We start from the raw sequence: 14,233 nt of genomic DNA on the forward strand, positions 1-14,233 counted from the left end.
GGAGAGTGCCTGAAATCGGAGAAAAAAATGCTTGCCTATATTCTGGCGATCGCAGTCGCTTTGGGAAGCCTGAGTTTGTATCTCGCTGCTTTCTTGCTGCCGGAAGTCCATCGCAAATACGACCTGATCTGGAGCGGTGTAGGGCTGTTTTACGGGCTGGTGCTGTGGGTGTGTGCAGGACGAATGACAGGCGGGGTGCTGCTGGGGCAGGTTGCTAGCGTTTCTCTGATCGGCTGGTTTGGCTGGCAAACCCTGAAGCTGCGCCTGGTCGAAACTTCAAGAATAGAAACTTCAGGACAGGCAAAACCTTCTCATCCAAGCAATAGCTTATCGCCCAGTTCTGCTTCTCCAATTGCCCCGGCGGATGTGATCAAAGCGCGAATTGCTCAGTATCGGTTGCGGCTGCGCCAAAATTCCGAGCCTTCCTCGGTTCTAGTCAACCTCGATCGCCTGGTTGAAAATACGGTCTCTGCCCTCGATCGGCTACGAATCTGGATTGGGGCTCTGATGAGTACAACAGTCAGCGAAACCATTCAGCCTCCCCAAAATTCCGCTCCGTCTTCCTCTTCTCCTGCCGCAGCGGTTCAGCCCTCTGTCTTTCCTCCCCAGACGGTCTTTCCTCCTCAAAGTAGCTTCCCTGTCAGTTCCCCCTCTAAAGACATGGATTCTAGCAGAGACAGAAATTCCAGCTCTCCCGAAATCGCCACTGTTCGGATCGAAGTCGATAGCTCTCCCCAGCCTGAGCTGGCTGCCGAATGGAGCGATCTGGACTTTGACAGCGACCCGGAAATGGAAACAATCGACGGCTCGATCGAATCGATTCCCGATGCAGTCAAGCGACCTCGGCGATCGTTTGATGCCATTCGTAGACCTGATCTCGATTGATCAAATCGGCTTTGTTAGGAATCTCAAAATAAGGAATTTCAAAGCATTTCCCAAAAGAAATTACCCGATCGCTTCTGGCAAATTTACCGCCAGGAAAGTCTTTCGGATCAGGAGCGTCGCGTCGATCTCCTCCAGGCTTGCCAGCGTTTTGCGTCCGAGCTGAATCAGGCTGTCCTGTTCCTGCTGGCGAATCGTCAGACGGGCAAAGGGAATGTCGGCTAGCCCCAGACGATCGCGTCCCGGCTGGAAGTCGGTAATTCTGGCAAATCCGCCTCGACTCAGCACAAAAGTATTTTTGCCCTGCCCATCGATTAGGCGATTGCAACCTGCGCCACCCCACAACAGATCAGCTCCTCTGCCGCCCAGCAAAACATCCCGACTCATGCCGCCAATAAGCGTATCGTTGCCTGCTCCACCTTCCAAGCGATCGGCTCCTGTGCCCCCGGTCAAAAGATCATTGCCCTGCTGCCCTCGCAGGCGATCGACTCCCGCATTGCCATTGAGCCAATCAAACCCCTTGTTGCCCAACAGTCGGTCGGATCCCTCTAATCCGAGCAAATTGTCTGCCTGAATTGTGCCTTGCAGGGTGTCCGATCGGGTTGAGCCAGCCTGTCGAAACTGAAACGCGCTCAGCACTGCCGCTTCTGCCTGCACAAAGCCCACTTGTGGATTCAGACCCGGAACCGCAGCGATCTGGATTGCCGTTTGTTGCAGGTCTGTAATGGTTCGAGACAGGGTCAGGCTCTTTCTGCCCCCAGCGCGTTGCAGCATCAGTGCCGCGACTGCCGCCAGATGGGGAGCTGCTGCCGAAGTGCCGAAAAAGGGCGCAAACCCAAATACAGTTGTTGAAACCCCGTTTGGACCCACAATTTCTGGTTTGAGCCGCGCCTGGCTTGCGGGCAATCGATCGCCTGCCGGACTCAGCAAAATTGGCGACCCCCCCCGGCTTGAGTCCTTGTCTAACAGGGGAGGATTCACCCCAAATGCAGGTGTCCGGCGATAAAAGGCAGAACCAACGGCGATCGCACCTGCCGCATTCGGGTGTCCATAAACGGTTGATCCTCCGGCTGCGTTTGGCTGATCGTTGACGTACTGGTAAGCGGTGTCGCTGTCTCCCCCGTTCGCAACGCTGATCCACTTCATCAAAGACGGAAAGGGCAAACTGGCAGACGTACGGAGGGCAAGCATCAGGTAACCCGTTTGGGGCATCGACTGCTGATTTTGATAGACCAGCAGCTTTCCCGGATTGTTTTGCAGCGCAGGATCTATCAGTCCCAAGCTAGGCAGAACGCCCTGCGCCAGAATGCTGGAACCCTGACCGGGAGGGAGGGGACGATCAAGCAAAAAGAGTTCGATATCGGAGCTGATTCGTCCGGCAGGCTGATCCCAGTTCAACAACAGCCCGATCGGATTAAAGCCAGAAATTTTAATGTCTTGAAACAAATCTGGTTCCGCTGGGGCAGGAGCTCCAGCCGCAAAATCATGAGCCGTATAGGTTGTGCCGCGAAAGTCAAATGTGCTGCTGGGAATAAAAGGACTTTCATACGATCGGTTACCATCGTTACCTGCGGCAGAAAAATACAGCACTCCCTGACCTGCCACCTCATCCACCGCCTGAGCCGCAATGCCGTCTTGCAGCAATAGCGCAGTCGAATAGCCAATATCGTCTACGATTACATCGGCTCCTGCCTGTGCCAGCCGTCGAATCGCGCCTGCAAATTCTGTTTCGGTTATGCCCGATCGATGAAACAGCAGCTTTGCCCCCGGCGCAACGTCGTGCACAATCTGCGCCATCGCCCGCCCTTCGTCGATGCCCACTCGATCGTCTCTCAGCACTTTCACGCGCTGCCTCAAGCCAAACGGATTGCCCTTTCCCGGTAAGTCACCGCCTCGCACATCTCTTCCTGCACCTCCCAAGACATTAAAGCTGTCGGAAATAATGCCGATCGTGATTCCTTTCCCGGTTAACCCAAAAAGCCGACGGGCAACATCAGAGCGCATCGCCCGATCGCCCTCACTCGTAATTCTTCCGACCATGTTTCCTGCTTTGCCGATCGCGGGCGGCTCTTCACGCCTGGTTAATTCTAAGGGGGAAGGGGGGGAAGTTGAGGAAAGTTTTTTGATTGGGGGAGATGAGGGGGTGAGGTGGGGCAGGAGAGCCAGGAGAGCCAGGGGTAGGGTTTGCTTCAACTCCCTTCAATTTCCTAAGCTCCTTCTTCCTAAGCTCCTTTGGCTCCCTCAACTCTCTTCCAAACTCCTACAGAGAGAGGTTAAGTCCCTGGGTTGTGGCGGTTGTCGTGAGGGTGCTGGCGATTTGGGCGGGGGTGAGGGTGGGATTTGCGCTCAGCATCAGGGCGGCGATACCAGAAACAAAGGGAGCTGCAAAGGACGTGCCGCTATTATCTGAACGGTGACTGTTGCCGCGATCGGTTGAGAAGATATCAACACCGGGAGCCACCACAAAGGGCATGCGGCGGTTGCCTGCGGGATTCGAGAAATCTGCAAGCTGGCGGTTTCGATCGACTGCACCAACGGCAATGCCCAATCCCTGAAGAGCAGTGTATGCAGGCTCCAGGGGACGCAGTGCGCCGTAGGTTTGGCGATCGTTTCCGGCTGCAAAAATCACGGTCACGCCTGCTTGAGCCGCTTCTTGCAGGGCAGCGATATTTTCGGACAATGGCTGGAACAGTGAGCTGCCTTGTGAAGAGCTAAGGCTCATGTTGATTACCTTTGCCCCGTTGCGGATGGCGTAGCGAATGCCTTGGGCGACTGCGTCACTGTCTTCAGTTTCTTCGTTGTCGCTCAGGACGCGTACGGGCATAAGGCGAGCACGGGATGCAGTGCCTTTTGCCTGAGCAGTTGCTGAAGCGGCAATAATTCCGGCAACGGCAGTTCCGTGACCATCAGAGTCGTTTGGGTCATTGTCCTGGGCGGCAAAATCCCAGCCGTTGACATCATCAATAAAGCCATTCTGGTCGTCATCGATCCCGTTTGCGGGAATCTCGTTTGCATTTCTCCACAGGTTTTGCGCCAGCTCTGGATGCTGATAATCGACTCCGGTATCCAGCACTGCCACCACCACATCCTGTCCTTCAAAGCCTTTTGCCCAGGGTGCGGCTGCCCCGATCGCATTGGTGCCCCAGTTCGGGCTGTTTGTGAGTTTGGCGATCGGCACGGGTTGCCCAACGACTTGAGCCACTGCCGCCGCTGCATTCACTAAGCCGTAGCCATAGAAAAAGTTAAAACCGGAAACAAGTGAAATCTTCTGGGTTCGCAGGCTGTATCGTCCTTCGCCCCGCGATCCGGAAACGGGGTTTGGAGACACACTGACGCGCACCCGATAACGCACTCCAGGCTGAGCCGTAAACACCAGCCGCGCATCGGAGTTAAAGGCATCGATGCTTTCGCCATACAGCAGTGCCCGTCCAGAACGAACGTCCCGCAGTTCGAGATAGGCATCAAATTGGTTTGATTTGAGATTAATTTCAATCTGCTGTCCGGGCTGAATGCCGCGCAGTTCGTATTCGTCAATAAACGATGACAGCCCAAAGCTAAATCGATCGCCCTGCTTTAGAACGCCCCGGCGTCGCTGAGCCGATCGCAAGGAATTCGCTTTCCCCGACGAGGAGATGCGCTGTTGGGTTGCCCGTCGCTGAGTACGAGCCAGGGGCACAGCCTGAGCAGCAGCCTGGAACGATTCCTGGAAAGCGGTCTGGGGAAAAGCAGCAGACGGGGCTGAAAGATTTGGAAAGGGACGACTACCCCTTTGGGAGACTGGGAAGCAATCGTTTGAGCCTTTAAAAGGAAGCATAAAAAAAGGCAGCATAAAACCGCAGAATATGCCGGGAGCAAGAGACCGAATCTAAATTAACTTACTCGGTGACAGACTCACCATGCCCAAAACCAGCCGCGATCGAGCATGATTCGATACAATCGTGACTATCCCTATCGCATTACTCAGAATTTGCTGTGACAGTGACAGAACCCGGAAGCTACAAAGACACGGTTAATTTGCCGCAAACAAAATTTGATATGCGGGCAAACGCCACCAAGCGCGAACCCGAACTTCAGCAGTTTTGGGCAAAGCATCAAATTTACGAAACGCTGTCAGAGCGCAATCCGGGCGAACCCTTCATTCTGCACGACGGTCCTCCTTATGCAAACGGCTCGCTCCACATCGGGCACGCGCTCAATAAGATTCTGAAAGACACGATTAATAAATATCAGCTTTTGCGCGGTCGCAAGGTGCGCTACGTTCCCGGCTGGGACTGCCACGGGCTACCGATCGAACTGAAAGTGCTGCAAGCGATGAAGCCCGAAGTTCGATCGCACCTCACCCCGATCGAACTTCGCAAGCGGGCAAAAACCTGGGCGATTGAGCAGCAGCAAGCGCAGGCAAAAGGCTTCCAGCGTTACGGTGTGTGGGGAGACTGGGAGCATCCCTATCTGACGCTGACGCCCGACTATGAAGCAGCGCAGATTAGTGTATTTGGACAAATGGCACTCAAGGGCTACATCTACCGGGGCTTGAAGCCGGTGTACTGGAGTCCGAGTTCTCAGACAGCACTGGCAGAAGCGGAGCTGGAATATCCCGAAGGTCACACGTCCCGCAGCGTTTATGCAGCGTTTCGCGTCGTTAGCCTGGCGGACAGCGCAGCAGAATTTGCACCCTATTTGCCGCAATTGGGCGTGGCAGTCTGGACGACGACGCCCTGGACAATTCCGGCGAACCTGGCAGTCGCGGTGAATGGCGATCTGAAATATTCGATCGTCGAAGCTGCCGATGACAAATTGCCCGTGAAATATCTGATCGTCGCGACCGAACTGGTCGAACGCCTCTCGAAGCTGTTTGAAACCGAACTAACGGTGAAGGCGACTTTGAGCGGCAGAGCTCTGGAGTTTTCTAGCTATCAGCATCCTTTGTTCGATCGCACCAGTCCGATCGTGGTCGGCGGCGACTACATCACGACGGAATCGGGTACAGGGTTGGTGCATACGGCTCCCGGTCACGGAATGGACGACTTTATCGTGGGTCAGCGATATGGTCTGCCTGTGCTGTCTCCGGTCGATGATGTCGGCAACTTTACCGCCGAGGCGGGACAGTTTCAGGGACTCAATGTTCTGAAAGACGCAAATGAAGCCATTATCCAGGCATTGAGCGATGCCCATGCACTGCTGAAAGAAGAAACCTACGCCCACCGCTATCCCTACGACTGGCGCACCAAAAAGCCCGTGATTTATCGCGCTACGGAACAGTGGTTTGCTTCGGTAGACGGCTTCCGTGAAGAGGCAATGCGATCGATCGCCGAAGTCAAATGGATTCCCGAACAGGGCGAAAACCGCATCACAGCAATGGTCTCGGAGCGATCGGACTGGTGTATCTCGCGGCAAAGAAGCTGGGGCGTACCGATTCCGGTGTTCTATGACGAGGAAACCAATGAGCCGTTATTGAACGCGGAGACGATCGACTACATCCAGAAGATCTTCGCCGAAAAAGGCTCGGATGCCTGGTGGGAACTGCCGATCGAGGAGCTATTGCCGCAAGCGTACCGCAACAACGGACGCACCTACCGCAAAGGGATGGACACAATGGATGTCTGGTTCGACTCCGGCTCTTCCTGGGCGGCAGTGGCAAAAGCGCGAGGACTGGGCTACCCGGTGGATATCTACCTGGAAGGCTCTGACCAGCACCGAGGCTGGTTCCAGTCCAGTTTGCTGACGAGCGTGGCAGTGAATGGCACCGCGCCCTATAAAACCGTCCTGACCCACGGCTTTACGCTCGATGAGCAGGGACGCAAAATGAGCAAATCGCTGGGGAATGTCATCGATCCGGCGATCGTGATCGAGGGCGGCAAAAACCAGAAAGAGGAGCCTCCCTACGGCGCAGACGTGCTGCGACTGTGGGTGTCGTCGGTAGACTATTCCTCGGACGTGGCGGTGAGCAAAAACATCCTGAAGCAAATGGCGGATGTCTACCGCAAGATCCGCAACACCGCGCGGTTTTTGCTGGGCAACCTGCACGATTTCAACCCGGCAAAGGATGCGGTTCCTTACGATCAGCTTCCCGAACTCGATCGCTATCTGCTGCACCGCATGACCGAGGTATTTGCCGAAGTCACCGACGCTTACGATACCTATCAGTTTTATCGCTTCTTCCAGACTGTGCAGAATTTCTGCGTCGTCGATTTGTCGAACTTTTATCTGGACATCGCCAAAGATCGGCTCTACATCAGCGCAGCCAATTCGTCGCGTCGCCAAAGCTGTCAAACCGTGCTGGCGATCGCCCTGGAAAACCTCGCCCGATCGATTGCTCCGGTTCTATCTCACTTAGCCGAAGACATCTGGCAGGCGATTCCCTATCCAACTCCGTACCAATCGGTATTTGAGTCCGGCTGGGTGCAAATCGACAACGCCTGGAAACGACCAGAACTTGCAGGCAAGTGGGAGCAGTTGCGCCAGATTCGCGATGAAGTCAACCGGGTGCTGGAAAAGGCTCGAGCGGATAAGGCGATCGGTTCCTCACTGGAAGCCAAAGTGATGCTGTACGTTCCTGACCTGGAGTTACGCCAGCAGATGGAAGAGTTCAATCCACTACCACCAGTTGCAGAGCCTAGTGAACAGGAAATAACAGTCCTGCTTAATGTGCTGGGCTACCCCGGTTATCAGTTTCCACTTCCTACGCGAGGACTAGCCGGACTGGATAAAAGGGAAGCTTTAGCTTACGAAAGTTTAGCAAGCCAGGGTTTGATATCACTCACGAATGGATTGATCCAAATTACTAGGAGAGGGATCATCTATTTACGTGATGAGTATCTTTCTAATGAGCATGAATTTCACCTTCCCTCCCACCTCTCGAACAATTACGTAGAATTTCTGCGCTCTAATCCTTGTCAAACTAAATCCAAGAACCGGAATTATGTTGATGAACTACGCTATCTGCTGATTACCTCCCAGGTGGAACTGCTGGAGGCACCCGCACCGCTGGCAGAGCTGAAATATCAGTCGCAGACCGACGGGCTAGGGATTGGCGTAACGGACGCAGACGGGCAAAAGTGCGATCGCTGCTGGAACTACTCGCTTCAGGTCGGCAAATCCTCGCTGCATTCATTGCTATGCGAACGCTGTATTCCTGCGCTGGATGGCAAGTTTTAACCTGTGAAGCTTGATTTCTCTGACTCCGCCTGTCTGCTGGTGACGCACGGAAGCCGCGATCCGCGTCCGCAAATTGCGCTGGATCATCTGGTCAAGCTTATGGCTGATGACGGCGATCGGGGAACGGCATCTCCGTCGCTGATTGGCACAGGTCAGCTTGAACTTGCTCCCGATCCGCTGCATCAGCAGATTCTTCGCTTTGCCCAGCTTGCCGCCGATCGCGGAAAGACCCGTGTGCAAATTCTGCCGCTGTTTTTGCTGGCGGGCGTTCACGTCATGGAAGACATTCCGGCAGAAGTGAACCTGGCGCGTTTAGCCCTGCGGGAGAGCTTTGACCCGGTGCAAGAGCCGAATCTGGCGATCGAAATTTTGCCCTATGCGGGTCAATACCGGGATTTCTGGAAGCTGCTGATCCATCCCGTTGATGAGATTGGCGCATCCCTGGCAGGGAAAATTTTGCTGGCGCACGGGAGTCGGCGCATGGCGGCAAATCACGCGATCGTTGAGATTGCGGCTCAGATTGAGGCAACGCCTGCTTTCTGGTCAGTGGCTCCCGATTTAGAAAGCCAAGTGATGAGCCAGATCAAACAGGGCTGTCGAGCAATTCAGATTTTGCCCTACTTTTTGTTTGAGGGGGGCATCACTGATGCGATCGAACAGCAGGTGCAGCGGTTTTCCCAGCAGTTCCCTGAGGTGCGGTTTAAACTGGCACGACCAATCGGTGCAACTCAGGAACTTGCAGATTTTCTAATGACTTTGATCAGGTGATCTGCCCTATTCAAGGCATGGACAATCGGCTACAGTTTTCATCAGCTACAGTTCTCAATTGTTGGTAGCCCCGTCAGCAAAGAGGCAAAAGGCTTTGCGAAAAAGTAGCCCTGTCCATATTCACAGTGCAGTGCCCGGAGTTGGGCAAGCTGTTTTGGGGTTTCGATGCCTTCTGCAATCACTTCCATGCCTACATTCCAAGCAAGGGTAATAATGGTACGGACGATCGCCAACTGCTCGCCGTCAAAATCGATTTTGCTGGTAAAGGAGCGATCGATTTTCAAAGTATCAATGGGTAAGCGGTGCAGGTAGCTGAGCGACGAGTAGCCTGTGCCAAAGTCATCGATCGCAAGCTGAACGCCGAGTTGTCGCAGCTGGTTGAGCGTTTTAATCGCCGATTCTGCGTTTTCCATCAACACCGTTTCGGTAATCTCTAGCTTGAGCTGCTGCGGCAGAAGCTGGGTATCTTGCAGCACTTGACGAACTTCCTCAGCAATGCCGGAGCTAAAGTGTCTGCCGGACAAATTGACATGGACAATCAGCAACTCTTCTCGGCGGCTCTGCAACTGCCATTCGTGAACCTGCTGACAGGCTTCGCGTAGCACCCAGCTTCCGATCGGTACAATCAGCCCGGTCTCTTCGGCAAGCGGAATAAACTCACTGGGAGAAATTAGCCCACGCTGCGGATGATGCCATCGCACCAGTGCCTCAACGCCCACAATCTGGCAGGTTCTCAGCGAGACGATTGGCTGATAGTGCAAGCAGAGTTCCTGTCGCTCGATCGCCCGCCGCAAGTCTGTTTCGAGCTGAAGCAATGCCATTGCATTCGTGTGCATTCCTGGCTGAAAAATCTCGTAGCGTCCCCGTCCCTGTGCCTTTGCCCGATACATTGCTGTGTCTGCGTCGCGCAGCAAGTCCTCTGGTCGCTCGTAGCCAACGGTGCTAAAGGCAATTCCAATGCTGGCAGCCGTGTAGACTTCATGCCCCTCTAGGTCAAACGACTGCGCCAGCTCACTCTGAATGCGATCGGCAAACGCAATCACGGTAGCAGTGTCTTTGACTTCTTCCAGCAGCACCACAAACTCATCGCCCCCCAGCCGAGCCACCATGTCGATCGGACGTAAGCACTGCAAAAAGCGATTGGCGATCGCAATCAAAAGCTGATCACCCAGCATGTGCCCCAGGCTGTCGTTGATTACTTTAAAGCGATCGAGGTCAATAAATAGGACGGCAAACATCAAGTCAGGGTTGCGCTGGGCAAGCTGAATCGCATGACGCATTCGCTCGGTAAGCAGCATTCGATTCGGTAAACCCGTCAGCGTATCGTAAAACGCATCGTGAACCAGCTTTTCCTCGGCTTGCTTCCAGGTGGTGGTATCAGTTTGAAAACCCGCCATGCGTGTTGCCTGACCCGCTGCATCGCGCAATGCCAGCCCTCGGCTCAACATCCAGCGATAGCGACCGTCTTGATGCTGCATTCGGTATTCGTACTCAAAATGAGACGTGACGCCATTCACATGAGCCTTGATTTGCCGCTTGAGCCAGTACAGGTCTTCGGGATGAACCCGATCGAACCATTCCTCTAGCCGATCGCTGATGCCGGATTCCTCATAGCCCAGCAGGGCTTTCCAGCGCGGCGAAAAGTAGACCTGTTTTGTTTGCAGGTTCCAGTCCCAGATGCCGTCGTTAGCTCCCTGAATCGCTAGCGTGTGGCGCTCTTCGCTCTCAGAGAGGGCGGCTTCTGCCAGCTTTCGGGCAGATACATCGGTCTGGAAGCCAATAAAGTGACTCAGTTTCCCCTGGTCATTAAACACCGGATGAATGCTGAGTTCGTTCCAGAAAGGCGTTCCATCTTTGCGGTAATTGACCAGTGTGCGGGTAATCGACTGACGTGCAGCGATCGCCATGTGGATTTGGTTGATAATGGTGCGATCGGTGTCGGTTCCCTGAAGAAAGTGACAGCCCGTACCCAACACTTCTTCGCTGGAATATCCAGTCAGGGCAGTAAAGGCAGGATTGACAAACACCACCGGATTTCCCGGCTGATTGGGATCAGTGATCATCACGCTCGTTGTGATACTAGCAATTGCCTGAGCTAACTGATCTTTTTGCGCCAGCGTTGCTTGCAGTTGAGCCAGGGTGCGGTGATGCTGTAGCGCGTAGCAGATAGATCGCTCAATGACCCACTCGTTTAGCTCTGCCTTAATTAGATAATCCGCCGCGCCTGCCTGCATCGCTGCCAAACCGATCGCCCGATCAGCCTCTTTTCCCAGCAGAATGATGGGGGCATCACAGCCTTTGCCGATCGCTTCCCGCAGCAGATGTAGCCCATTGTGGGTATCAAGCTGATAGTTGACCAAATAAATATCATGACGACGCTGGATCATGTGCGTCAGGGCATCGGCATACGTCTGCGCCCACTCCAGCTCCCACTCTTTGTCTTGAAGATTGAGCAGTAAGCTACGAGTAGTGATGTAGTCATCTTCATCGTCCTCGACAAGAAGAACTTGAATCGCAGCGTTAACCATAGGAATGCCTGTCGACGATACTTTGTCCTAGGGATTTTGAAAGAATTAAAAGATTAAAACTAAGCGAACTCTATATTTACCATTAATCTACTGTAAGAGGGATGCAGGGGTTCTCCCCTAAGCTGGGAGAAGACAGCCCTCAGGTTTCTACCCCTGACCTGGCTTAATAAAGACAGCGGGCAGGAATGAACTTTATAAGCAAGAAATTAATAGGAGCCCGATAAAAGATTGTTCCCTATCTTTCGTCCTAGACTGAATTGCGATCGTTTAAAGACTGGCTTTGCCTGGCTTATTAAACGTTCCCTTTTTTGTACCAATATTCCTTGTTCATGTAAGAATGCGCGTCTGATGCTTCAAGGTTTAGGTTCTAAACTTTGCTGCAATTGATTTGCACGTTGCTCTATTCCCGGAGAGCCTTTTCTTCGGGTGAACTGCTGCCAATCGCGGACTGATAAACCTGCACCAGCGCATCAACACCCGTAATCGCTGTGCCAACGACGATCGCAGAAGCTCCCAGCTTCAACGCTTCCTGTGCCATCTGCGGCGAGGCAATGCCGCCTTCACACACGATCGGAACCGAGAGCGCGTTAACCATCTGGCTCAACAGCTCAAACCCCGGCGGCTTTAGATGCTTTGTTGCCGAGGTGTAGCCATAAAGCGTTGTGCCCACCAGATCGGCTCCGGCAGCGACGGCTTCCAGGGCGGCTTCCAGCGTATCGACATCTGCCATCACAGCTTTGCCAAGTTCCTGATGAATGCGATCGATCAACTCCGCTACCGTTGTGCCTTGCGGACGATCGCGCAGGGTAGCATCAATGGCAATAATGTCTGCCCCTGCCGTTGCCACTGCTTGAGCCTGCTCAAACAAAGGCGTGATATACACCTCATAGCCAGGAATCTGCCGTTTCCAGAGTCCGATAATGGGTACAGTGACCCGCTGCCGCACCGCTTTGATATGTGCCGGAGTATCGATCCGCACGCCGATCGCCCCTTGATTAACGGCGGCTTCTGCCATCGCTGCAATCACGATAGGGTCGTGGAGTGGAGAGTCAGCAGGAGCTTGACAAGAAACAACAAGCCCTCCAGCGAGGGACTGAACGGCAGAGGCAGCAGACATGGAGGAACCCACAGAAACGGTGTTTAATGTAACTAGATTTTAAACTTTAGAGGGTCGCAGTTCGACAGCGAATCTGTTTATTGTCAATTATTCTGTCAATTACCCATTCGATTATCGATTCGATTACCCATTTGATTACTCACGATCCTTTGCACACCCATGACTCAAATTCTGGCAGGCGATACAGGCGGCACTAAAACCCTTTTGTATCTGATGGAGGCTCAACCCGGTTCGGCTCGGACGGGCGTTGCCTTTAAAACCCTTTATGCTGAACGCTTTACCAGCAGGGAGTTTGATGACCTCGCGCCACTGGTACGCCGTTTTTTTGAGAATGCAACTGCGGCGATCGGCACGAAACCCAATCCCCAGAAAGCCTGCTTTTCGATCGCGGGTCCGGTGGTCGCCAACACCTGCACCCTCACCAATTTGTCCTGGATTCTGAGTGCCGATCGGCTTCAGCAAGATTTATCGATCGCCCAGATTCGCCTACTCAACGACTTTGCTGCTGTCGGACATGGAATCGAAGCACTCGCACCCGACGATATTCTGACCCTGCAAACCGGAGAACCCGATCCTGCTGCCCCGATCGCCGTCATTGGAGCCGGAACAGGATTAGGGCAGGGATTTGTGATTCGGCAGGGTAGCCAGTATCAGGTGTTTGGCACCGAAGGGGGGCACGCCGACTTTGCACCGCGATCTGAGATGGAGTTTTTGCTGCTGAAATATCTGCGCGACAAGCATGAATTGGGTCGCGTCTCGGTCGAGCGGGTTGTTTCGGGCATGGGCATTGCGGCAATTTATCAGTTTTTGCGCGATCGGCAGGGCAGCATCGAGTCGCCGGACATTGCTCAAGCCTTTCGCACCTGGGAGCAGGAAGCCGGAAAATCGGAAAAGTCGGTCGATCCGGGCGCAATGATTGGTAAAGCTGCCGCTGAAAAGCGAGATTTGCTTTGCCAGGAAACGATGGAATTCTTCGTTGCCGCCTACGGCGCAGAAGCAGGCAATCTGGCACTGAAGCTGCTGCCCTACGGCGGACTTTATATTGCAGGCGGAGTCGCTGCCAAAAATCTGGAACTCATGAAGTCCGGCATTTTCCTGAAGGCAATGTGCGACAAAGGCAGAATGCGCTCGTTAATGGAACGCATCCCCGTTCACCTGATTTTGAATGAGCAGGTTGGCTTGCTGGGAGCCGCTTTGATTGCTGCTCGATTGTGAAGAGTTTGGAGTTTGAATGGGTTGAGAAGCACTGCTAGGCGAATTGCAGGTCGATCAGAGCAGCTTTTGGATGTCTTTCTCGATGTCTTCGGGCTTTGCCGTCGGCGGATAGCGTTTGACCACGTTACCGTTGCGATCGATCAGAAACTTCGTAAAGTTCCACTTGATCCCTTCGGTTCCTAAAATTCCAGGGGCGGCTTTGGTAAGGTACTGGTAGAGCGGATGGGCGTTGCTGCCGTTCACGTCAATTTTTTCAAAGAGCGGAAAGGAAACGCCATAGCGGGTTTCACAGAAAGACTGGATCTCATTCGCGCTTCCTGGCTCTTGTGCGCCAAACTGATTGCACGGAAACCCCAGCACTGAAAACTCCCGATCGGCAAATTTGCTCTGGAGGGTCTGAAGCCCCTGGTACTGCGGCGTAAATCCACACTGGCTAGCAGTGTTCACAATCAGCAGCACTTTGCCTTTGAAGGTTTCTAGGGCGATCGGATTGCCCTCGATACTGGTGGCAGAAAAGTCGTAGATCGACGGAGAAGTTTGAGCAGTCATAGCGTCCCCTGGGATGATT

General features: G+C 53.8%; 8 protein-coding genes and 1 pseudogene. 4 read left to right on the top strand and 5 right to left on the bottom strand.

Annotation, left to right across the window (positions count from 1 at the left end; translation table 11 throughout):
• Positions 1–27: 27 nt before the first annotated feature.
• Entirely contained in the window at positions 28–885 is an 858-nt protein-coding gene (locus tag NDA02_RS09015) for a Ycf66 family protein (protein ID WP_190791814.1), read from the top strand.
• A gap of 60 nt (positions 886–945) precedes the next feature.
• On the opposite strand, the gene NDA02_RS09020 is transcribed toward NDA02_RS09015, so the two are convergent.
• Both NDA02_RS09020 and NDA02_RS09025 read right to left on the bottom strand, forming a co-directional pair.
• On the bottom strand, positions 946–3,075 hold the full coding sequence (locus tag NDA02_RS09020) for a S8 family serine peptidase (RefSeq protein WP_348254825.1): 2,130 nt from the start codon (positions 3,073–3,075) through the stop codon (positions 946–948).
• A 67-nt stretch (positions 3,076–3,142) separates the two neighbouring features.
• Positions 3,143–4,696, bottom strand: coding sequence for a S8 family peptidase (locus NDA02_RS09025; protein ID WP_348254827.1), 1,554 nt, complete (start codon positions 4,694–4,696; stop codon positions 3,143–3,145).
• Between the two features lie 164 nt (positions 4,697–4,860).
• Here NDA02_RS09025 and ileS point away from each other — a divergent pair.
• Together ileS and NDA02_RS09035 are read left to right on the top strand one after the other, a co-directional pair.
• Positions 4,861–8,004, top strand: a pseudogene (ileS, locus tag NDA02_RS09030) (isoleucine--tRNA ligase); the annotation flags it as partial.
• Positions 8,005–8,040: 36 nt separating this feature from the next.
• On the top strand, positions 8,041–8,805 hold the full coding sequence (locus NDA02_RS09035; protein ID WP_199296528.1) for a sirohydrochlorin chelatase: 765 nt from the start codon (positions 8,041–8,043) through the stop codon (positions 8,803–8,805).
• A gap of 41 nt (positions 8,806–8,846) precedes the next feature.
• On the opposite strand, the gene NDA02_RS09040 is transcribed toward NDA02_RS09035, so the two are convergent.
• Together NDA02_RS09040 and NDA02_RS09045 are read right to left on the bottom strand one after the other, a co-directional pair.
• Complete coding sequence (locus tag NDA02_RS09040) at positions 8,847–11,333, bottom strand: EAL domain-containing protein (RefSeq protein WP_190791817.1); 2,487 nt, start codon at positions 11,331–11,333, stop codon at positions 8,847–8,849.
• 400 nt (positions 11,334–11,733) lie between these two features.
• Positions 11,734–12,450 (bottom strand): N-acetylmannosamine-6-phosphate 2-epimerase, encoded by a 717-nt coding sequence (locus NDA02_RS09045; protein ID WP_190789614.1) that lies wholly within the window; start codon positions 12,448–12,450, stop codon positions 11,734–11,736.
• A gap of 159 nt (positions 12,451–12,609) precedes the next feature.
• On the opposite strand from NDA02_RS09045, the gene NDA02_RS09050 reads away from it, so the two are divergent.
• Positions 12,610–13,665, top strand: coding sequence for a glucokinase (locus NDA02_RS09050; protein WP_190789612.1), 1,056 nt, complete (start codon positions 12,610–12,612; stop codon positions 13,663–13,665).
• A 54-nt stretch (positions 13,666–13,719) separates the two neighbouring features.
• Here NDA02_RS09050 and NDA02_RS09055 read toward each other — a convergent pair whose 3' ends face one another.
• Entirely contained in the window at positions 13,720–14,214 is a 495-nt protein-coding gene (locus NDA02_RS09055; RefSeq protein WP_190789613.1) for a glutathione peroxidase, read from the bottom strand.
• Between the last annotated feature and the right edge of the window lie 19 nt (positions 14,215–14,233).

Source organism: Leptolyngbya sp. ST-U4 (assembly GCF_039962215.1).
GTDB lineage: Bacteria > Cyanobacteriota > Cyanobacteriia > Elainellales > Elainellaceae > Leptolyngbya_A.